This window comes from Streptomyces sp. NPDC030296 (assembly GCF_055572815.1).
Map to the genome: position 1 here is coordinate 35232 of NZ_JBVICQ010000008.1, position 20313 is coordinate 55544.

General features: G+C 73.1%; 19 protein-coding genes. 11 read left to right on the top strand and 8 right to left on the bottom strand.

Annotated elements, in window-relative coordinates; all coding sequences use genetic code 11:
- Nucleotides 1-14 precede the first annotated feature (14 nt).
- The 5 genes from aroH to der all read left to right on the top strand — a co-directional run bounded on the left by aroH (nt 15) and on the right by der (nt 4540).
- A complete protein-coding gene (gene aroH / locus ACZ4Z3_RS23065; protein WP_468502776.1) occupies nt 15-377 on the top strand; it encodes a chorismate mutase in 363 nt (120 codons plus the stop codon).
- Nucleotides 374-1459: a prephenate dehydrogenase gene (locus ACZ4Z3_RS23070; RefSeq protein WP_468502777.1), complete on the top strand. Its 1086-nt coding sequence runs from the start codon at nt 374-376 to the stop codon at nt 1457-1459. The genes aroH and ACZ4Z3_RS23070 overlap by 4 nt, the downstream gene beginning before the upstream one ends.
- Before the next feature lie 142 nt (nt 1460-1601).
- Nucleotides 1602-2279: a (d)CMP kinase gene (cmk, locus tag ACZ4Z3_RS23075; RefSeq protein ID WP_468502778.1), complete on the top strand. Its 678-nt coding sequence runs from the start codon at nt 1602-1604 to the stop codon at nt 2277-2279.
- Nucleotides 2237-2971 carry a lysophospholipid acyltransferase family protein gene (locus tag ACZ4Z3_RS23080; protein ID WP_468502779.1) on the top strand — a complete coding sequence of 245 codons (735 nt, stop codon included), beginning with the start codon at nt 2237-2239 and terminating at the stop codon, nt 2969-2971. The genes cmk and ACZ4Z3_RS23080 overlap by 43 nt, the downstream gene beginning before the upstream one ends.
- A 108-nt stretch (nt 2972-3079) precedes the next feature.
- Entirely contained in the window at nt 3080-4540 is a 1461-nt protein-coding gene (gene der, locus ACZ4Z3_RS23085; protein ID WP_468502780.1) for a ribosome biogenesis GTPase Der, read from the top strand.
- Between the two features lie 228 nt (nt 4541-4768).
- Here der and ACZ4Z3_RS23090 read toward each other — a convergent pair whose 3' ends face one another.
- Together ACZ4Z3_RS23090 and ACZ4Z3_RS23095 are read right to left on the bottom strand one after the other, a co-directional pair.
- Nucleotides 4769-5119: a hypothetical protein gene (locus ACZ4Z3_RS23090; RefSeq protein WP_468502781.1), complete on the bottom strand. Its 351-nt coding sequence runs from the start codon at nt 5117-5119 to the stop codon at nt 4769-4771.
- 167 nt (nt 5120-5286) lie between these two features.
- Nucleotides 5287-6057, bottom strand: coding sequence for a hypothetical protein (locus ACZ4Z3_RS23095; protein WP_468502782.1), 771 nt, complete (start codon nt 6055-6057; stop codon nt 5287-5289).
- 539 nt (nt 6058-6596) lie between these two features.
- Here ACZ4Z3_RS23095 and ACZ4Z3_RS23100 point away from each other — a divergent pair.
- Nucleotides 6597-7307 carry a transglycosylase family protein gene (locus tag ACZ4Z3_RS23100; protein ID WP_468502783.1) on the top strand — a complete coding sequence of 237 codons (711 nt, stop codon included), beginning with the start codon at nt 6597-6599 and terminating at the stop codon, nt 7305-7307.
- Between the two features lie 74 nt (nt 7308-7381).
- On the opposite strand, the gene ACZ4Z3_RS23105 is transcribed toward ACZ4Z3_RS23100, so the two are convergent.
- Genes ACZ4Z3_RS23105 through ACZ4Z3_RS23115 form a run of 3 tightly spaced genes read right to left on the bottom strand, consistent with a single transcriptional unit; the run spans nt 7382 to nt 11315 of the window.
- Nucleotides 7382-8020: an ATP-binding cassette domain-containing protein gene (locus tag ACZ4Z3_RS23105; RefSeq protein WP_468502784.1), complete on the bottom strand. Its 639-nt coding sequence runs from the start codon at nt 8018-8020 to the stop codon at nt 7382-7384.
- On the bottom strand, nt 8017-10818 hold the full coding sequence (locus ACZ4Z3_RS23110) for an ABC transporter permease subunit (RefSeq protein ID WP_468502785.1): 2802 nt from the start codon (nt 10816-10818) through the stop codon (nt 8017-8019). Before ACZ4Z3_RS23110 ends, ACZ4Z3_RS23105 begins: the two co-directional genes overlap by 4 nt.
- Nucleotides 10818-11315, bottom strand: a complete 498-nt coding sequence (locus ACZ4Z3_RS23115) for a hypothetical protein (RefSeq protein WP_468502786.1) — start codon at nt 11313-11315, stop codon at nt 10818-10820. Before ACZ4Z3_RS23115 ends, ACZ4Z3_RS23110 begins: the two co-directional genes overlap by 1 nt.
- Nucleotides 11316-11444: 129 nt before the next feature.
- Here ACZ4Z3_RS23115 and ACZ4Z3_RS23120 point away from each other — a divergent pair, with 129 nt between their 5' ends.
- From ACZ4Z3_RS23120 to ACZ4Z3_RS23135, 4 genes are all read left to right on the top strand, one after another.
- Nucleotides 11445-12035, top strand: coding sequence for an MTB12 C-terminal domain-containing protein (locus ACZ4Z3_RS23120; protein ID WP_468503103.1), 591 nt, complete (start codon nt 11445-11447; stop codon nt 12033-12035).
- Nucleotides 12010-13308, top strand: a complete 1299-nt coding sequence (locus tag ACZ4Z3_RS23125; protein WP_468502787.1) for an ABC transporter substrate-binding protein — start codon at nt 12010-12012, stop codon at nt 13306-13308. Before ACZ4Z3_RS23120 ends, ACZ4Z3_RS23125 begins: the two co-directional genes overlap by 26 nt.
- 79 nt (nt 13309-13387) lie before the next feature.
- Nucleotides 13388-14218: a hypothetical protein gene (locus tag ACZ4Z3_RS23130; RefSeq protein ID WP_468502788.1), complete on the top strand. Its 831-nt coding sequence runs from the start codon at nt 13388-13390 to the stop codon at nt 14216-14218.
- A gap of 80 nt (nt 14219-14298) precedes the next feature.
- A complete protein-coding gene (locus tag ACZ4Z3_RS23135) occupies nt 14299-15309 on the top strand; it encodes a helix-turn-helix transcriptional regulator (protein WP_468502789.1) in 1011 nt (336 codons plus the stop codon).
- Here the strand turns inward: ACZ4Z3_RS23135 and ctaD are convergent.
- Nucleotides 15218-16951, bottom strand: a complete 1734-nt coding sequence (gene ctaD / locus ACZ4Z3_RS23140; protein ID WP_468502790.1) for an aa3-type cytochrome oxidase subunit I — start codon at nt 16949-16951, stop codon at nt 15218-15220. The genes ACZ4Z3_RS23135 and ctaD overlap by 92 nt on opposite strands.
- 378 nt (nt 16952-17329) lie before the next feature.
- On the opposite strand from ctaD, the gene ACZ4Z3_RS23145 reads away from it, so the two are divergent.
- Nucleotides 17330-17545, top strand: a complete 216-nt coding sequence (locus tag ACZ4Z3_RS23145) for an I78 family peptidase inhibitor (RefSeq protein ID WP_055512626.1) — start codon at nt 17330-17332, stop codon at nt 17543-17545.
- Between the two features lie 119 nt (nt 17546-17664).
- Here the strand turns inward: ACZ4Z3_RS23145 and ACZ4Z3_RS23150 are convergent, their stop codons facing one another.
- Both ACZ4Z3_RS23150 and ACZ4Z3_RS23155 read right to left on the bottom strand, forming a co-directional pair.
- Nucleotides 17665-18690, bottom strand: coding sequence for a phosphatase PAP2 family protein (locus tag ACZ4Z3_RS23150; RefSeq protein ID WP_468502791.1), 1026 nt, complete (start codon nt 18688-18690; stop codon nt 17665-17667).
- A 238-nt stretch (nt 18691-18928) separates the two neighbouring features.
- A complete protein-coding gene (locus tag ACZ4Z3_RS23155; RefSeq protein ID WP_468502792.1) occupies nt 18929-20188 on the bottom strand; it encodes a hypothetical protein in 1260 nt (419 codons plus the stop codon).
- Nucleotides 20189-20313: the final 125 nt, after the last annotated feature.

Here is a 20313-nt window from a genome sequence, read left to right on the forward strand (position 1 = left end):
TAAGGAGCCAAACCGTGGCGGTACGAGCGGTCCGGGGCGCCGTCCAACTCGACGAGGACCAGGCGGCGCACATGGAAGAGCGGGTGGGTGAACTGCTCACCGCCGCCCTGGAACGCAACGGGCTCACCCAGGACGACCTGATCAGCATCTGGTTCACGGCCACGCCGGATCTGCACAGCGACTTCCCGGCCGCCGCCGCCCGCAAGCTCGGCATCGTCGACGTACCGCTGATCTGCGCGCAGGAACTCGACATCGAGGGCGCGATGCCCCGCGTCGTACGGATCCTCGCGCACATCGAGTCCGACCGGCCCCGCTCCGAGATCGCGCACGTCTACCTGGGCGCCGCGGCCGCACTCCGCAAGGACATCGCCCAGTGAGAACCGCACTCGTCATCGGCACCGGCCTGATCGGCACCTCCGCCGCGCTCGCCCTCGCCCAGCGCGGTGTGACCGTCCACCTCACCGACCACGACCCCGAGCAGGCCCGGACGGCGGCCGCGCTCGGCGCCGGCACCGACGAGCCGCCCACCGGGCCCGTGGACCTCGCGGTCGTCGCCGCCCCTCCCGCGCACGTCGCCGCGACCCTCGCCGACGCCATGCGCCGGGGCCTCGCCCGCGGTTACCTCGACGTGGCCTCCGTCAAGGGCGGCCCCCGGCGCGAGCTGGAGGCGCTGGGCATGGACCTCTCCGCCTACATCGGCACCCACCCCATGTCGGGCCGGGAGAAGTCCGGGCCCCTGGCCGCCACCGGCGACCTCTTCGAGGGCCGGCCCTGGGTGCTCACCCCGACCCGCGACACGGACACCGAGGTCCTGAACCTCGCCCTGGAGCTGGTCTCGCACTGCCGGGCCGTGCCCGTCGTCATGGACGCCGACGCCCACGACCGGGCCGTCGCCCTGGTCTCGCACATGCCGCACCTGGTCTCCAGCCTGGTCGCCGCCCGGCTGGAGCACGCCGAGGAGGCCGCCGTACGGCTGTGCGGGCAGGGCATCCGGGACGTGACCCGCGTCGCGGCCTCCGACCCGCGCATGTGGATCGACATCCTCTCCGCCAACCCCGGCCCCGTCGCCGACCTCCTCACCGACGTCGCCGCCGACCTCGACGAGACCGTCCAGGCCCTGCGCGCCCTCCAGGCATCCGACGAGGCCAAGCGCCGCGAGGGCACCACCGGCATCGAGGACGTCCTGCGCCGCGGCAACGCCGGCCAGGTCCGCGTCCCCGGCAAGCACGGCTCCGCGCCCCGCGTCTACGAGACCGTGGCCGTCCTCATCGACGACCAGCCCGGCCAGCTCGCCCGGATCTTCGCCGACGCGGGCGCGGCCGGGGTCAACATCGAGGACGTCCGCATCGAGCACGCCACCGGCCAGCAGGCCGGTCTGGTCCAGCTGATGGTGGAGCCGAAGGCGGTGCCCGTGCTGTCGGGCGCCCTGCGCGAGCGCGGGTGGGCGCTGCGGCAGTGACACCGGCCCGTCCGCTCGTCGGGCGGCCCGGAGCGGGGGCGCCGTCGCGGGCTGGGCCGGACGGGCTACGCGCACCCAGTACCCTTGTCCGGGGCGCCTTCCGTCTCGCCCCGCCACCTCGGAACAGGAAAGGTGCCCCCCAGTGGAACGCGCCACAGTGATCGTTGCCATCGACGGCCCCTCCGGCACGGGCAAGTCGAGCACCTCGAAGGCCGTGGCCGCACAGCTCGGGCTGAGCTACCTCGACACGGGCGCCCAGTACCGGGCGATCACGTGGTGGATGGTCACCAACGGCATCGACATAGACGACCCGTCGGCCATCGCCGCCGTGGCCGGCAAGCCGGAGATCATCTCGGGCACCGACCCCTCCGCGCCGACCATCACGGTCGACGGCACGGATGTCGCCGCCCCGATCCGCACCCAGGACGTCACCTCCAAGGTCAGCGCCGTCAGCGCCGTACCGGAGGTCCGCGCGCGGATCACCGAGCTGCAGCGTTCCATCGCCGCCGACGCAAAGAACGGCATCGTCGTCGAGGGCCGCGACATCGGCACGACCGTGCTGCCGGACGCCGACCTGAAGATCTTCCTCACCGCCTCCCCGGAGGCCCGCGCGGCCCGCCGCAGCGGCGAGCTGAAGAGCACCGACGTCCAGGCGACCCGCGAGGCCCTCCTGAAGCGGGACGCCGCCGACTCCAGCCGCAAGACCTCGCCGCTCGCCAAGGCGGACGACGCGGTCGAGGTGGACACCTCGGACCTCACCCTCCAGCAGGTCATCGAGTGCGTCGTCACCCTCGTCGAGGAGAAGCGGGCGGCGAAGTGAGCGAGGCGTCCCCGGAACGCGCCCCCTCGGGCCGCACCCCGTCGGCCGAGGCCCCCTCGGTACGGGGCGCCGAGGTCGGCCGGCGCATCGGCGTCGGCCTGATGTACGGGCTGTGGAAGCCTCGCGTGCTGGGCGCCTGGAAGGTCCCCACGACCGGCCCGGTGATCCTCGCCGTCAACCACTCCCACAACATCGACGGCCCCATGGTCATGGGTGTGGCGCCCCGGCCGACGCACTTCCTCATCAAGAAGGAGGCGTTCATCGGTCCCCTCGACCCCTTCCTGCTCGCCATCGGACAGGTCAAGGTGGACCGTTCGACCGCCGACCGCACCGCCATCACCCAGGCGCTCGCCGTCCTGGAGCACGGCGGTGTGCTGGGCATCTTCCCGGAGGGCACCCGGGGCGAGGGCGACTTCGCCTCGCTGCGCGCCGGGCTCTCCTACTTCGCCGTCCGCAGCGGCGCGCCGATCGTCCCGGTGGCCGTCCTGGGAAGCACGGAGCGACGCGGACGGTTGATCAAGGGGCTGCCCCCGCTGCGCTCCCGCGTCGACGTCGTCTTCGGCGACCCGTTCGAGGCGGGCGACGGCAGCGGCCGCCGGACGCGCAAGGCCCTCGACGAGGCGACCGAGCGCATCCAGAAGCAGCTCGGCGCACACCTGGACCACGCCCGCGGGCTCACCGGCCGCGGGTAAAACGCCGGGCGTCCGATCGGGCGCTGGGCGACACTGAGTAGTGGCTCGGCCGGCGGACCTGCCGGCCGCTCCACCGATCACCACGATGAACGACGAGGTACGGACTTCATGAACGACCAGTTTCCCTCCGAGCACGAGCACGGAGAGCTTGGCGACGCCGAGTACGCGGAGTTCATGGAGCTCGCCGCGGAAGAGGGCTTCGACCTGGAGGACGTCGAGGGCGCCCTCGACGAGGCGGGCCACGGCCCGCTGCCCGTCCTCGCCGTCGTGGGCCGCCCGAACGTCGGCAAGTCGACGCTCGTGAACCGCATCATCGGCCGCCGTGAGGCGGTCGTCGAGGACAAGCCCGGCGTCACGCGCGACCGCGTCACCTACGAGGCCGAGTGGGCGGGCCGCCGCTTCAAGGTCGTCGACACCGGCGGCTGGGAGCAGGACGTCCTCGGCATCGACGCCTCCGTCGCCGCCCAGGCCGAGTACGCCATCGAGGCCGCCGACGCCGTGGTCTTCGTCGTCGACGCCAAGGTGGGCGCCACCGACACCGACGAGGCCGTCGTCCGGCTGCTGCGCAAGGCCGGCAAGCCCGTGGTGCTGTGCGCCAACAAGGTCGACGGCCCGAGCGGCGAGGCCGACGCGGCGTACCTGTGGTCGCTGGGCCTCGGCGAGCCGTACCCGGTGTCCGCGCTGCACGGCCGGGGCACCGGCGACATGCTGGACGCGGTCCTGGAGGCCCTGCCCGAGGCCCCCGCGCAGAGCTTCGGCACCGGCGTCGGCGGCCCCCGCCGGATCGCCCTGATCGGCCGCCCGAACGTCGGCAAGTCCTCCCTCCTCAACAAGGTGGCGGGCGAGGAGCGCGTCGTCGTCAACGAACTCGCGGGCACCACCCGCGACCCGGTCGACGAGCTGATCGAACTGGGCGGCGTCACCTGGAAGTTCGTCGACACGGCGGGCATCCGCAAGCGTGTCCACCTCCAGCAGGGCGCCGACTACTACGCCTCGTTGCGCACCGCGGCCGCCGTCGAGAAGGCGGAGGTGGCGGTCATCCTCATCGACGCCTCCGAGTCGATCTCGGTGCAGGACCAGCGGATCGTCACCATGGCCGTCGAGGCGGGCCGTGCCATGGTCATCGCCTACAACAAGTGGGACACCCTCGACGAGGAGCGCCGCTACTACCTGGAGCGGGAGATCGAGACCGAGTTCGGCCAGGTCGCCTGGGCGCCCCGGGTCAATGTCTCGGCGCGTACCGGCCGGCACATGGAGAAGCTGGTCCCCGCGATCGAGACGGCCCTCGCCGGCTGGGAGACCCGGGTGCCGACGGGCCGCCTCAACGCCTTCCTCGGCGAGCTGGTCTCCGCCCACCCGCACCCGATCCGCGGCGGCAAGCAGCCCCGTATCCTCTTCGGCACCCAGGCGGGCACCAAGCCCCCGCGTTTCGTCCTCTTCGCCTCCGGCTTCATCGAGGCGGGCTACCGCCGCTTCGTCGAGCGCCGGCTGCGTGAGGAGTTCGGCTTCGAGGGCACCCCGATCCACATCTCCGTCCGTGTGCGCGAGAAGCGCGGCAAGAAGAAGTGACGGCGACGGGGCACACCCGAGGGGGCACGGGCGTGCACGCCTGATCGGACACGTACGAGGAGGGCGGCTCCCCGCAGGTCGGATGACCTGGGGGAGCCGCCCTCCTCATGCGTCCGCGCCGCTGCAAGGCGGAGGAGGGCGTCAACGCGGAGCGTCGGCAACCGACGACAACGCCGCAGATGCGCGTGCCAAGCCCCGCGACCCAGGCATGATCCAAACGGCAGGCCCCTAGAGGCCCCGGCGTGGGTTGGGTGGCAGTGGGGACGGGATGTGGTGCATCCCCGTGTGGCCGGTGGGGATCCGGCCGACCGCCTGCCACACGGTGGTCGTCGTGGTGGTCTGCCCGGACTGGCTGTCGCGCTGGGTCGCGAGGTGCCCGGTCGAGTGCCGGGCACCGTACGAGCCGGCGCGCTGGCCGCCCGAGCCGTGCTGGAGGTTCCCGAACCCGGTGAACCTCAGCTCCTCCTCGCCGTGCCGGTCACCCGGCAGGGCCCGATAGCACCTGACCCACTCCGCGTAGAGCGTGTCGTAGATCGGTGTGGTCGATGGGCCGCCCGAAGGGTCCTGCGTCGGCCGCATGGACGGGATCGACGAGTAGGACTGGCGGCGGGGAACGTCAAATGCGTGCACGTCTGTGCCAACGACCCCGCCGGGCAAGGGATGCGGGCCGTACACCATTCAGCCTCCGGCCCGGGGGCCGTGCCCGGGGCAGGGATCCGCGGGGTGCGGTGCGACCGGGCCGGCCGTCAGGTCCCGGCGAGCGGCAGCGTCGCGGCCACCAACTTGCCGTTCCCCGCGGCCTTGTCGAGCGCCTCCCGCAGCAGGTCCTCCCGCGGCTGCCGCCCGATCGACCCGACCGGCGCCGCGAACAGCAGCACCTGCTGGTGCTTGTTCGCCGCCGCCCGCCAGCTGTCGGCGACCTGGAGCGCCTGGTGCGCCTGCCACCAGGCGACCGGGGTGCCGCCGACGGGGCCCGGCTGCAGGATGGCGTGCAGCTGGCCCATCGCGAGCAGTACCGACCAGCCGTGCAGCACGGGCGGGACGGAGTCGATCTGGGGGAGCGGCATGAAGCCCTGCTCGATGAGCAGCGGCAGGAAGTCGTCACCGGCGCCGGTGGTGCCCGGGCGGGCGATCGGCGCGGTCGGCTCGACCACCAGCGCCGGGTGCAACTCGCCGCTGAGCAGGATCAGTCCGCTGGTGACGCCGAGCACGGCCTGCTCGGGGGCGGCCTGGGGGACGGCCGATCCGGCGATGGACCGGGCGGCGCCCTGCAACTGCTCCTCGGTGACCTGGACGACCTGGGAGGGCAGGCAGGTGGCGTGGGCGAAGGCGAGCACGGCGGTCTCGTCGCCGACGAACAGGACGGTGCTGGTGCGCTCCTGCTCGGAGTCCCCCGGGGTACGGCAGGACGTGCAGTCGTAGCCTCCGGGGGCGTTCTCTCCGGCGAGCAGCCGGTCGGCTTCTTCGTCGCCGATCTCGGCGCGTACCTCGTCGCTGACCTCGAGCATGCGCGGCACGGGTGGCTCCTCGGGATGCGGTGCGTGTCGGATGCCGGGTGGCGCCCGGCCCGTGAGCACGGAGGTTCCGGCTCATGAAGGAGACAACGGGCTTTCTGTGGCCGGAGTCACGCTCGAGGACGAATGGAATCGAACCATCCGGAGCGGAGGGTGAATTCGCCCGCGGAATCGGTTACTCAGCGTCAACTCGTTGAGCGGTTCAGGCACTTGCCCCGGTGAAGTGGCTCACAGAACACCAAGGCATCTGGCCGACAAATCCGGAAATCAGCGAATGAAGTGGGTGGCCGGAATTGGCTGCTACTGGCGGTAATGGTGAACTGGCCTCGGAGGACGGGCGATCAGTTGCTGACAACCAGTCAAGTTCCCTAGATTCCCGGCCGTGTGCAACGAGCACCGCTCGGGTACGTCCGCCGGCCGCACCACAGCCAGCTCGACCGCACCACCCCGCCGGCGGACGGGGCTGAGCGCGCACCCGCGTCCCGTGCGACGCGGAGCGCGCCCCGCCTTGGGGGACCCCGAGTCCTTCGAGAGGGAACTACATGTCCGCATGTGCCGACAACACACGCGAGAACACTCGCATCACGCGGAACGCCCGTAGGGCGAAGGCGCAGGACGCCCGCAGGACACGTACGACCGCGGTCGTCGCCGGGGCCGTGCTGCTCGCCCCGCTGGGACTGCTCACCGCCGCCGGCAACGCCGCCGCGGCCGACAGCGGAGTGTGGGACCGCATCGCCAAATGCGAGAGCGGCGGCAACTGGCGCATCAACACCGGCAACGGCTACTACGGCGGACTCCAGTTCGCCGCCACGACCTGGCGCGCCTACGGCGGCACCGCCTACGCGCCCACCGCCGACAAGGCGTCCAAGGCCCAGCAGATCGCGATCGCCACGAAGGTCCAGCGCGCCCAGGGCTGGGGCGCCTGGCCCGTCTGCGCCGCACGCGCCGGAGCGTACGGCAGCGCGCCGGCCGCGCCCTCGAACGGCTCGGCGACCACCGAGTCCACCCCGGCCGGCAGTACAGGGAACGCCGCCAAGCCTTCCAAGAGCGTGCCCTCGACGACGCCGTCGCGCTCCTCCGGCCACCCGGACCGCAGCGCCTCCCGAGGCGACTACACCGTCCGCCGGGGCGACACCCTGAGCGGCATCGCCGCCCGGCAGGGCACCACCTGGCAGAAGATCTACGCCGCCAACAAGGCCGTCATCGGGGCCGACCCCGGTCTGATCGTCCCCGGTCAGCGCCTCGACCTCTGAGCACCCCCCGGCTCCGTGCCCGCGGGTCCCGTCCGGCGCGCCGCCCGGACGGGCCCCGCGCCCTTCGCCCGAGCTCAGGGCAGTTCGCCGGCCTCGCCGCAGAACGCCACCGTGCCGCGCCGCAGTTCGTAGACGAGCGGGGACGCCTCCCGCAGCGCCGGCGGCAGGCGCTGCTCGGCGACGACCACACAGGCGTCCAGACCGCTCAGGAGGGCGTACGTGCGCGCCGCGACCGACGGTGACATGCCCTGGGCCGGCTCGTCGACGAGGACGACACGCGCGCGTGCCAGGAGGGCACGGGAGAGCGCGAGCATGCGCTGCTCACCGCCGGAGAGGGTGCCGGCGCGGCGGACGAGCAGCGGTTCGAGCGCCGGGTACGCCTCCAGGGCGGGGGAGACGTCCCGCGCGGCGAGTTCGAGGTTCTCGCGCACGGTGAGCGAGCCGAACACCGCCCGCCGCTCGGGTACGAGGACGAGACCCCGCCGGGCCCGCTCGTACGCCTCCAGCCGGGTGATGTCGGTGCCGTCCCACTCCACGGCCCCGGCGGTGAGCGGGACCGTGCCCGCGAGGGCCCCGAGCGCGGTCGTACGACCGGAGCCGTTGCGGCCCAGCAGGACGGTCAGACCGGGGCCGGGCGCGGCGACGGTGAGGCCGTGCAGGGCCTCAAGGGGGCCGTAGCGGACGCGGGCGCCCCGGAGCGCGATGAGGGTCATCGTCCGGCCGCCGGGTCGAGGGGGTCGCGTGGGTCGGCGGAGCCGAGGGCGCGCAGCACCTCGGCGGACGGGCCCGAGGTCACGATCCGGCCCGCCGCCATGACGTGCACGACGTCCGCGAGCCCGGCGACGAGGTCCAGGTCGTGCTCCACGACCAACAGGGCCGTGCCGTCGTCGGCGAGGGCACGCAGGACCCGGGCGAGGGCGGCCACCTCGTCGGTGTCGAGCCCGGCGGCCGGTTCGTCGAGCAGCAGCACGCTGGGGGACCCGGCGAGGGCCCGCGCCAGTTCGACCCGGCGCAGGGTGCCGGTCGGCAGTCCGGCGGCCGGGAGCGACGGCACCGGCCCGTCCAGCCCGAGCAGCCGCAACGTGCGCTCCACGGCCCCGGGGTCGGCGATCCGGCCCTGTTCTGCGCCCACCCTCACGTTCTCGGCCACCGTCAACGACGGGAAGACGGCCAGCTGCTGGAACGTCCGTGCGACACCGAGCCGGGTCCGGGCGTGCGCGGGCACGCGCGTGACGTCCCGTCCGCCGAGCCGCACCTCTCCCCGGCTCGGCCGCAGCGTTCCGGCGAGACAGTGGAAGAGCGTGCTCTTCCCGGCCCCGTTGGAGCCCACGACGGCACTGACCCGCCCCGCGGGGACATCGAGATCGACACCGTCCAACGCGATGAAACCGCCGTAGCTGACGCGGAGCGCTCGGGCCTGGAGGGGGACGGAGGGTTCCTGGCGAGGGGGTGGGGTCGAGGTCGGTGGAGCCGGCCGGGTGCTCGGGGTGGCCCTCCGGGGCGTCGGACCGGGCTTCCGGCCCCGGCCACCGCCGGGCTCGGCGGCCGGCGGTGCGGCGGCGTCAGGTGTCGGTCGGGGCGCCTCCGGTGGTGCGGCGGTGTGGGACGCAGGACGCCCGTTCCCTGCCGCGGCCCGCAGCCGGGCCCGTACCCGGGCCCCCAGCGGTGTCGGTGTGGGGCTCCGCTCCGGGCGCAGACGGGTGAGGGCCGTGCGGGCCGCCTCGTAGGGGCCGGCGGGGAAGCGGCCGATCAGGGCTGCCAGGACGCCGATCACCGCGGCGGCGACGCCGCCCCGCGTGCCCGCGTCCAGGCCGACGAGCAGGGCGGCGGCCGCGAGCGCGCCGAGCGTGCTGTCGGCGCCGAGGACGACGATCGCGGCGAACCACAGCAGGCCGCGGACGGGGTCGAAGGCGGCGGGGTCGAAGGCGCGGACGCCCATCGCGAGCATGCCGCCGCCGAGGGCGGCGAGGGCGGCGCCCACGACGAAGGCGGCCAGTTTGAGGGAGGGGACGGGGACGCCCGCCGCCGCGGCCCCGGCCTCGTCGTCCCGCATCGCGGCGAGGGCCCGGCCGGTGCGGCCCCGGCGCAGCGCGTGCGTGGCGAGGAGCGCGCCCCCGAGGAGGCCCAGCTCCAGGACGTAGTACGCGCGGTCGCCGTCGAGGCCCGCCGGGCGGCCCAGGGTCAGGCCGGACGTCGCGTATGGCTGGGCGAGGACGAAGCGGCTCACCCCGACGCCGACGGCGAAGGTCGCCAGCGCCAGGGCCAGGCCGTGGCGGCCGATGGCGGGCCAGCCGGTCAGCAGGCCCAGCGGCGCGACCAGCAAGGCCGCCACCAGCAGGGCGGCAAGCTCCGGCAGGGCGGCCGGCAGCGGGAAGCGGCCCGCCGCCAGCAGCGCCGTGAACAGGGCGCCCAGGCCCGCGTACGCCGCCTGCCCGAGGGAGATCTGGCCGCCCCGGCCCATCACCACGACCAGGGACAGCAGGATCACGCCCAGCGCCGGGACCTGGACGGAGGTGTGCAGGTCGCGGCCCGCGAAGCCGAGGGGGATCAGGAAGAGAAGGACCGCCACGATCCACGCCCCGGCGGGTGTCCGGGCGCGGCCGGTCGCCGGGCGCGGCAGCGCGTCGCGGGTGCCGACGCCGGGCAGGACCAGGGCGGCGACGAGGAGCGCCACGACGAAGAGGTTGGCGCCCATGGCCTGGATCAGGGGCTCCGTCCGGCCCGACGGGTGGAACCGGGTCAGCTGGCTCTGCGCGACGCCGATGCCCAGCGCCACCAGGACGGCCACCAGCAGGCTGCGCATCCGGGCGGCGACCGCGACGGCCACCACCTCCATCACCAGCAGCGGCATGCCGTACGGGTCGAGGCGTACGTAGGGGGCGAGCAGGACGCCCGTCAGGCCGGCCGTGAACGAGCCGAACGCCCAGCCCGCGGCGGCGACCCGGTCCGCGTCGATCCCGCCGAGGACGGCGAGGGACCGGTCGTCCACGACCGCTCTCAGCTCCCGCCCGAATCGCGTCCAGCGCCGGGGCGTCCGGCGCCCGCCGGAAGGGCGCAGTACCGCGCCCACCACCGCCGCGACGGCCAGGGCCACCCCCAGTTGCCCCCACGGGTCGGCCGCCACCAGCGTCGGCGCGTCGTCCCGCGCCCCTTGGCCCCACAGCAGCGCCGCCCCGCCGACGAGCAGCACGAACACGCCGATGGAGGCCACCAGGGTCTGCGCCGGGTCCCCGCCGAGCACGGCGAGCGGACGGAACACGAAGCGCTCCAGGGCGAGGCCGATCGCCGGGGCCACCACCAGCAGCGTCACCACGGCGGACGGCCACAGGGGCCAGTGCCACTCGACGGTGAACTGGCGGAGCAGATACGCGCAGACCATGGCGATCGCCCCGTGCGCGAAGTTGAGCACCCCGGTGGCCCGGTAGGTCACGACGAGGCCGATCCCGGTCAGGGCGGCCGCGCCGCCGACGGACAGACCGGCCAGCGTGAGGTCGTACGTCAGGGAGGCCATCAGCCCTCCGGTGGGCCGGCCGTGTCGTCGCGTCCGGGCGGGTCGCAGACGGGGCACGGGCGCAGTCCGCTCCCGGGCAGGGCCCCCGCGTCCACGGGCACCGCGTCGGCCTTGCCGGCGGCCAGCGGGCAGTCCGCCCGGTGCCAGAGGGTGCCGCCGGGCACGCGGAGCAGCTCGTCGCTGGTGGCGAGGGGCGTGGCCGCCGCCCGCCCGGACGCGTCGGCGTCGGCGGGCTCGGTGGCGACCAGGAGGCCGTACAGCTCCTCGACCCGGGTCGCGGCCAGGGCGCCTGGGCCGTGGGCGAGGAGGACCGCGCCCGCGACGATCAGGGCGGCGCCGGGGACGGTGCAGGAGGCGAGGTACGGCAGCTGGCGTTCGGCGAAGCGCTCGCCGGAGACGCCGTACCAGCCGACGACACAGAGCACCGCGCCGCCGGCGAGCGCGGCCCAGCCGGCCCAGAGGACGGGGTGCGCGGTCCGTGGAGGGGGTGTCCGCATCCGGGGCTCCCACACGTCGTGTCTGACGGGTTCTCAGATATGCCGATGGAGTTGCACTATGCCTTGTGCGAGCTGACCCTGAAAGAACCGGGCGCCTACCGCCCGGACCGACACCCGGTGGTGAGCCAGATGGTTCTCGGGAGCGACCTCAGGCGGGGGAACGCACGGCGGGGCCGCGGCCCTGGGGGAAGCCCCGGGAGAAGCGGGAAGGCCACGGCGCTGGCCGCCGCGCTGGCCCTCTTCCTCGCTCCGGCCCTCGCGGCGTGCAGCGACGACAGCGGCGGGGGTGGCGACGCCACACCGCCCATCCCCTCGGTGGAGAGGACGACGGGCGAGCCGGACGGGGCGAGCGCGAGCGGACCCGCGGACGCGACGGCGGCCGAGAAGGAGATCCGCCAGAACTGGGCGACGTTCTTCGACCCGACCAGCTCCAAGGAGGACCGGCAGGCCGTCCTGGAGAACGGCGAGCGGATGGGCCCGGTCCTCGACGCCTTCAGCGGCGACGAACGCGGACAGCGGGTCGAGGCGAAGGTCACGAAGGTCGAGTTCACGTCGGCGACGGACGCGGACGTGACGTACTCGCTCCTGATGAAGGGCGCCACGGTCCTGCCGGACTCGGCGGGCACGGCCGTCGAGCAGGACGGCACCTGGAAGGTCTCCGTCAAGACACTCTGCGGGCTGGTGGGGCTGAGCGGTGCGTCGGCGGTCCCGGGCTGCTGAGACCGTCGCCGCGGCCCTGCTCCTGCTGCTGACCGCGGCCTGCGGCAGCCGCCTCCCGGAGAGCGACTTCGAGGACCGGTCGACCGCGCCGCCGGCCACCGGGCGGCCCGGCGCCCCGATCCGCGTCGGCATCATCGCCAGCGCCACCAGTCCCGTCGGCGGCGACGCCTTCACCGGGCCGCGCGACGGGGCGAAGGCCTGGTTCACCGCCCTGAACGCACGCGGCGGCATCGACGGCCGCGAGGTCGAGGTGCGCGAGTGCGACGACGGCGGCAGCGGTGTCGGCAACAACGAGTGTGTCCACCAGCTCGTCGAGGAGGACCGGGTGGTCGCCCTGGTCGCGACCACCGCCCTCGACTACGCGGGCGCCACGCGTGTCTCCCACGCGCGCGTGCCCGACATCGGCGGCCAGCCCATCGGCCCGGCCTACGACACCTACCCGCACCTCTACAGCGTCTACGGCAGCCTCGCGCCCCGCGACGGCACCACCGGCTGGGACGGGAAGCAGTACGGCGGCACCGAGGTCTACCGCTACTTCAAACGCGAGCACGGCGCCCGCACCGCCGCCGTGGTGTCGTACAACCAGGCCGCGTCGGCCGCGTACGCCCGGCTGATCGTCGACGGGTTGAAGGCCGAGGGGTACGAGGTCGTCACCGAGCAGCTCGACTTCGCGCTGCCCAACTTCCGCGCGGCCGCCGCCGACATCGAGGAGCGGGGCGCCGACCTGGTCTTCGACGCGATCGACGGCCACGGCAACGCCCGGCTCTGCGCGGCGATGGACGAGGTCGGCGCCGAGGTGACGGCCAAGGTCACCAACGTGCAGAACTGGACCTCCACGGTCGCCGAGGACTACGCGGACGCCCCGCGCTGCCGCAACGCCCTGTGGGCCACCGGCTCCAGCCGCAACTACGAGGACACCGGCCATGCGGCCGTACGGGAGTTCAGGGACGCCACCGAGGGACTGGGGACGCACTCCCAGTGGCAGTTGGAGGGCTGGGCCGCCGCCATGTGGTTCACGGACGCGGCGCGCTCCTGCGCCGGCACCGAGGAGGGCGTCACGCGCGCGTGCGTCGACCGGTTCATGAACCGCGACGAGCCGTACACCGCCGACGGACTCCTCCTGCCCGTCCGCTTCGAGCGGCTCGCCGAGCCGCCGGCCACCCGCAGGACCTGTCTGTCGGTCGCCCGCTGGCAGGACACCCGCGGCTGGGTGAGCCAGGGGGACATGGACCAGAACTGCTTCGTGGTACCGCAGTTGCCCTACCGGCCCTGATGCGAAACGGCCCCGACGGGTTCCCGAAACCGGTTACCGATCGCGCAACCGTTCCGTGACGAGGGAAGGGGCGCGCCGCATGACGTCCCCGGCCCGCCGTCCCACGGCCCCCGGCTGCGAGGACGAGCCCGCCACGAGCCCGCGCGCCGACTGCGTCGCCGACTTCGCCGGCGGCCTGACCTTCGACCTCACCGACGAGGGCGGCCTCGACCCGGCCCATCTGCTCCTGCGCCGCCGGGGCGGCCGGGAGGAGGTGCGCCTGCCCCTCACCCCGGTCGGCGGCGATCGCCTGAGGGCGGCGCTGCCCGGCAGCGCGGCCCTGCCCGAGGGCCGCTGGGACGCCTATCTGCGAGCGGTGGGTGCCGAGCCGCGCCGGCTCGCCCCCGGCCTCAACGACCTGCGCTCCCTGGTCGACCGGACCCCCGGCGCGGCCGCCGAGCGGGTCGTCGTCCGCATCCCCTACGCCACCAAGCACGGCAACCTCTCGATCCGCAGCTGGGAGCGCGCTCCGCACGCCGAGGCCGGAGCCCTCCACATCGGCGACGGCGAACTGACCCCCAGCGCCCGCCTCTACGGCACCGAACCCGCCCCGGACGCGTACGCCGAGGCCGCCGACCGGCACAGCGCGTTCCCGCCCGTCCGGGCCGACGTCACCCCGGCCCCCGGCGGCCTCCGCTTCACCCTGGCCTACGGCGCGCTGCGGCCCGGCCTGTGGGACCTGTGGCTGCGACCCGGCGGCGAGGCCGGGCCTCGGGTGCGGATCGCACGGCTGCTCGACGACATCGTCGACAAGAAGCCCGTCCACGTGTACCCCACGGTCGGCGTCGACACGGAGCACGGTCCGGTGGAGGCCACCCCGTACTACACGGTCGACAACGATCTGTCGGTCACGGTCGCCGCCGTGGGCTGAGCCGCACCGGGCCGGCGACGGTCGAGGACAGTGACGGCCGAGGACAGTAACTGTCCTCGACCGCTGGCAGACTCGCCCCCATGTTGGAGACATCGGCACGTCTGCTGCGGCTGCTCTCGCTCTTGCAGGCCCACCGCGAATGGTCCGGCTCCGAGCTGGCCGACCGCCTCGGCGTCACCCCCCGCACGGTCCGCCGGGACGTGGACCGGCTGCGCGAACTCGGTTACCCCGTCAACGCCAGCCCCGGCACCGGCGGCGGCTACCAACTCGGCGCCGGCGCCCAACTGCCGCCGCTGCTCCTGGACGACGACGAGGCGGTCGCCGTCGCCGTCGGGCTGCGCACGGCCGCGGGCCAGGGCGTCGAGGGCATCGGCGAGTCCTCCGTACGGGCCCTCGCCAAGCTCGAACAGGTACTGCCGAACCGGCTGCGCCGCCGGGTCGGCGCCCTCAACGCCTTCACCGTGCCGCTGCTGCGCGGCCCCCAGCCCTCCGCCGTCGACCCGGCGGTCCTCACCGACCTCGCCCACGCCTGCCGGGACGCCGAGCGCCTGCGCTTCGAGTACCGCGACCACGGCGGCGCCACCACCCGCCGTACGGTCGAGCCGCACCGCCTGGTGTGCACCGAGCGGCGCTGGTACCTCGTCGCCTGGGACGTCGACCGCGACGACTGGCGCACCTTCCGCGTCGACCGCGTCACGCCCAGGCCGCCGCACGGGCCACGCTTCACCCCCCGCGAGGCACCGGCCGCCGACCTCGCCGCCTACGTCTCCGAGGGGATCTCCACGCGCGCGTACGCGGCCCACGCCGTCGTCCGGCTGCTCGTCCCCGCCGAGGAGGCCGCCGCTCGGCTCTCACCCGCGGCGGGCACCCTGGAGCCCCTCGACGACGACAGCTGTCTGCTGCGCACCGGGGCGGCGAACCTCGACGTGATGGCCATCCACGTGATGATGACCGGCATCGCGTTCGAGGTCGTCGAACCGCGGGCGCTGACCGAGACGATCAGGACCCTTCGCGACCGTCTGACGGCCGCTCTTGACCGAAGCGCGGATGAGGCGTCCGCTCCTGGCCCTTCCGAGTCTGGGGCGGCGTGATCGCGGCGAACCTCGGATGGTGCAGGTCGAACGCCGGGGACTCGGAGCGGACCCGGGGCAGCGTCACGAAGTTGTGCCGCGGCGGCGGACACGACGTCGCCCACTCCAGGGACCGCCCGAAGCCCCACGGGTCGTCGACCTGGACCCGTACGCCGTACCGGGAGGTCTTCCAGACGTTGTAGAGGAACGGCAGCGTCGACAGGCCCAGCAGGAACGCGCCGATCGTCGAGACCGTGTTGAGGGCGGTGAAGCCGTCGGCGGCCAGATAGTCCGCGTACCGCCGCGGCATGCCCTCCGCGCCCAGCCAGTGCTGCACCAGGAACGTGGTGTGGAACCCGATGAACAGCGTCCAGAACTGGATCTTGCCGAGCCGCTCGTCCAGCATCTTCCCGGTGAACTTCGGCCACCAGAAGAACAGCCCCGCGAACGTCGCGAAGACGACCGTGCCGAACACCACGTAGTGGAAGTGCGCCACCACGAAGTACGAGTCCGTCACGTGGAAGTCCAGGGGCGGCGAGGCCAGGATCACCCCCGTCAGACCGCCGAACAGGAACGACACCAGGAACCCGGTCGCCCACAGCATCGGCGTCTCGAACGACAGCGAGCCCTTCAGCATCGTCCCCGTCCAGTTGAAGAACTTCACCCCCGTCGGCACCGCGATCAGGAAGCTCATGAACGAGAAGAACGGCAGCAGCACCGCCCCGGTGGCGAACATGTGGTGCGCCCACACCACCACCGACAGCCCGGTGATCGCCATCGTCGCGCCGACCAGGGTGAGATAACCGAAGATCGGCTTCCGGCTGAAGACCGGGATGATCTCCGTGATGATCCCGAAGAACGGCAGCGCGATGATGTAGACCTCGGGATGCCCGAAGAACCAGAACAGGTGCTGCCACAGCAGCGCGCCGCCGTTGGCCGAGTCGAAGACCTGCGCGCCGAACCGCCGGTCGGCCTCCAGACAGAGCAGCGCAGCCGCCAGCACCGGGAACGCCATCAGGATCAGGATCGACGTGAACAGCGTGTTCCAGGTGAAGATCGGCATCCGGAACATCGTCATACCGGGGGCGCGCATCCCGATGATCGTGGTCAGGAAGTTCACCGCGCCGAGGATCGTGCCGAACCCGGACAGCGCCAGCCCCATGATCCACAGGTCGGCCCCGATGCCCGGTGACCGCTCCAGGCTGTTCAGCGGCGCGTAGGCGAACCAGCCGAAGGCGGCGGGACCGGACGGCACCAGCAGCGACGCCATGACGATCAGCCCGCCGAAGAGGAACAGCCAGTACGACAGCATGTTCAGCCGGGGGAAGGCGACATCGGGCGCGCCGATCTGCAACGGCATGATCTCGTTGGCGAACCCGGCGAAGGTCGGGGTCGCGAAGAGCAGCAGCATGATCGTGCCGTGCAGCGTGAACAACTGGTTGAACTGCTGGTTGTCCACGATCTGCAGGCCCGGCCTGGCCAGTTCGGCCCGCATCACCAGAGCCGTCAGACCGGCCGCCAGGAAGAACAGGAACGACGTGACCAGGTAGAGATGGCCGATCTTCTTGTGGTCCGTGGTGGTCAGCCAGTCGACCACCACCCCACCCGGCCGCCTGCCCCTCCGTACGGGTCGTGCCGACGCCGATACGGTCTCGGTCCCCATCGCTCGCCCCTTCGCTGCCGCGTCCCGGGCCCGTGATGCACGCCATGATGCTCGCGCCCCGGCCGCTCCGACAGGGGGCGTACGGGGGAAGTGTGCGGGAACCGTGTATTTCCCATGAGGTCCCCGCTTCCCGGAGCCGTCCGGGAAGCGGTGGGAAAAGGCCGGACATGCACCGGACGCACGGCCCCGGACCTGCTTTCCTACGGGCTATTCGAGATGGTGCCGAAGCCCTCCGGAATTGTGTTCGCCAGCGCGGACAAGGCCCGCGGAACCGCTCGTACGTGTGACGAAGTTGGGCCGAAACGCGTGTCGTGGTTCTGTGACAGAAGCGTGACTGCGGGGGGACAGCGCCCCCTTCGGCCGCCTAACGTGGCGGGCATGGCACCGATTCCGCACTCGCCCGAAGAGCCCCGGGACAACCCCGACTCCTACGTCGGTCTGGAGGCGCCGAGCGCCGAGCGACGCGCCCTGGAACACGGCTGGTCCACCGTCAGAAAGCTGCCGCCGGGCGCGATCATCACCATGGAGTACCGCTTCGGGCGGCTCAACCTGGAGGTCGAGGACGGCCGGGTGAAGCGCGCCTGGAAGGGCTGATCCCCGGCCTGGCAGAAGGCAGAAGGCAGAAGGCAGAACGGGCGAAGGCCCGGCTCCTGGTGGCCGGGCCTTCGCGGTGCGGGGCGTGGAGTGTGCGTACCCTGCCCCGCTGTCTCGTGTCAGCCGCCCGCGACCGGCCGGGCCGTGGAGGTCCCTCGCGTCATACGGTCCGCGTGGGGCGGCCGACGGTGGCCGAGCGGGGTGATCGGCGTCCGTTCCGACCTGGCCAGATGCGGGGTGGAGGGCAGGTGCAGCGGCATGATCGGGGCGTGGGCGGCGCGGGCCGCGATCCCCGTGTCGCGGACGCCCGCCGCCTCCTCGCCCGGTGTGCGCAGCGTGCTCGTGCCCACCGGCGCCGGGGTCGGGGCCGGCGCGGGGGCCGTCGTACGGCGGTCGCGCCAGGTGTCCCGCAGCGAGAAGATCCAGGCCTCGGCACGGGAGATCAGCGGTTCGAACCAGGGCAGCGCCAGCAGGATCAGCAGACCCGCGGCCCAGCCCAGCAGGACGTCGCTGAGCCAGTGTGTGCCCAGGTACACGGTGGTGAGGCCGACGCCGAGCGAGGTCACGGCGGACAGCGCGGACAGCCAGCGCCTGGCCCGCGGGGTCGACGCCAGATACGCCAGGATGCCCCAGGTCACCACGGCGTTCGCGGTGTGGCCCGAAGGAAATATGTCCCCGCCCAGCCACATCTCGTTGGAGCCGATCTCGGTCGCGTAGTGCGGGCCGAGTCTGCCCATGCCGAGCTTGGCCGCGCCGACCGTGATGTTCAGCAGCAGCAGCGAGACGCCGAGCGCGAGCAGCGGGCGCAGGGTGTGCTGCCGCCAGGAGCGCCAGCCCAGCCAGGCCGCGACCATCACGGCGGTGGGGCCGCGCTGGCCCAGGACGACGTAGTAGTCGAGGAAGGCGTGGATCTCCGGCCACTGCTGGTACGGCCGGAAGAACATGATCTGCCAGTCGAGCCGCACGAGCCACGAGGTGATGATCACGGCCCACACGATGGCCACGTAGAAGGCGAGGGTCGACGAGAACAGCACCACGCGGTGCCGCGTCATCACCGGCACGTCGATGTGGGCCGGTCGCTCAGGCTCACGGTCCAGCCTGGAGAAGACCCGGTCCAGACGGGTCGGCTTTAGTTCGGTACGCACTCAATCGACGTTACAGCGAGTGAGCTCCGGTGCGGCGTGAATCACCGGCTTTGTGATGACGCCGTGATGTGGGATTGCTCTCAGATTGATGTTTATCTCTGCTGAATGTCGAATGGATGGACCGCTCAGCCTTCAATTCCATGGCCGAATGATGGTCGGTCGTTTTGCGGTCCTTTTGAATTCGTTCACCGTGTGCTTGCGCCGAATTACGCAACCGCTTCCGGCCGCCGGGTGACGCTCAGGGCGGACCGGAGCCATTCAGCCAGAACGCCCCGTAGGCCGCCGACACGGCCGCGACGCCGCCCAGCACCGCGGTCGACCTCGGGGTCCGCACCCGGGCCAGGGCCAGGGCGAGGGGGAGGAGCAGCGGGAAGGCGGGCATCAACAGGCGCGGTTTCGAGCCGAAGTAACTCGACGCGCACAGGGCCAGCGCGGTCACGACCCCCGCGTAGACCAGCAGCGGGAGCGGCTGGCCCTGCCGGACGCAGATCACGTACAGCCACACCACCGCCGCCACACCGGCGACCAGACCGACGCCCGCCAGGGCCGACGGGAACGACGTGAACTTGTCGGCGACGAACCGGGCGAAGGCGTAGCCCCCGTCGAAACCATTGCGCCAGCCCGCCTGGACGTCGAGATAGCCGAGCGGCCCCTTGCCGGTGCGCTCGCCGACCCACAGCACGTAACCGGCGGCCCCCAGGGGCGCGAGGAGCATGCCGAGGGCGCGCGGCCACCAGGGAGTGCCCCCCGACGCCCCCGAGCTCCGGTTCCGTACGAACGAGGGAGCGGCATCGGGGGCGCCGGAAAGCGAGAGAGTCCGGTCCGGGGCGCCGGCGGGCGAGGGGGCGGTGGCCGGGTCGTGGTGTCGCTGCCGTACGTACGACGTGATCGCCGCCGTCCATACCGCCGCGACCACCGCCAGGCCCACCGGGCGGGTCAGGCCCGCGAGGGCGGCCAGGGCGCCCGCCGTCACCCAGCGGCCGGTCAGGACGGCGTACAGGGACCAGGCGGCCAGCGCGGTGAACAGCGCCTCCGTGTACGCCATCGACTGCACGATCCCCACCGGCAGCACCGCCCACAGCAGCACCGCGCACACCCCGGCCCGCCGGCCGTACACCAGGTCGACGACGGCGAAGATCCCCCAGGCCGCCCCGAGCGAGGACAGCGTGCCGACGGCCAGACCGGCGTGCGCGTACGACAGCGGCGTCACCGCCGACACCCCACGCTCCAGCCACGGCAGCAGCGGGAAGAAGGCCAGGTTCGAGTGGACGTCGCCGTTGGGCAGGCGCACCTCGTAGCCGTAACCGAGCTCGGCCACCCTCGTGTACCAGAGCGCGTCCCAGCGGGCCGACAGCAGCGTCAAGGCGCTCTTGTCGCGCGCCGCGCTCCACAGGGTGAGCACGACGATCCCCAGGGCGCGCACGGCGGCGTACCCGAGGAGTGCGGGGGCGGCCCGCCGGAGGAGGGGCGGCGCCGGGCGCGTAGCAAGATCGGTCACGCGCTCGATTATCGGCGGTGCCCGGAACCGGCCGGGAGGTCCGCCCGTGATGGTCGGTGAGGGACCGTGACGGACGACCCACCAGCGGGCGATGGAGGAGCCATGGAGAACCCGTGGACGGTCGG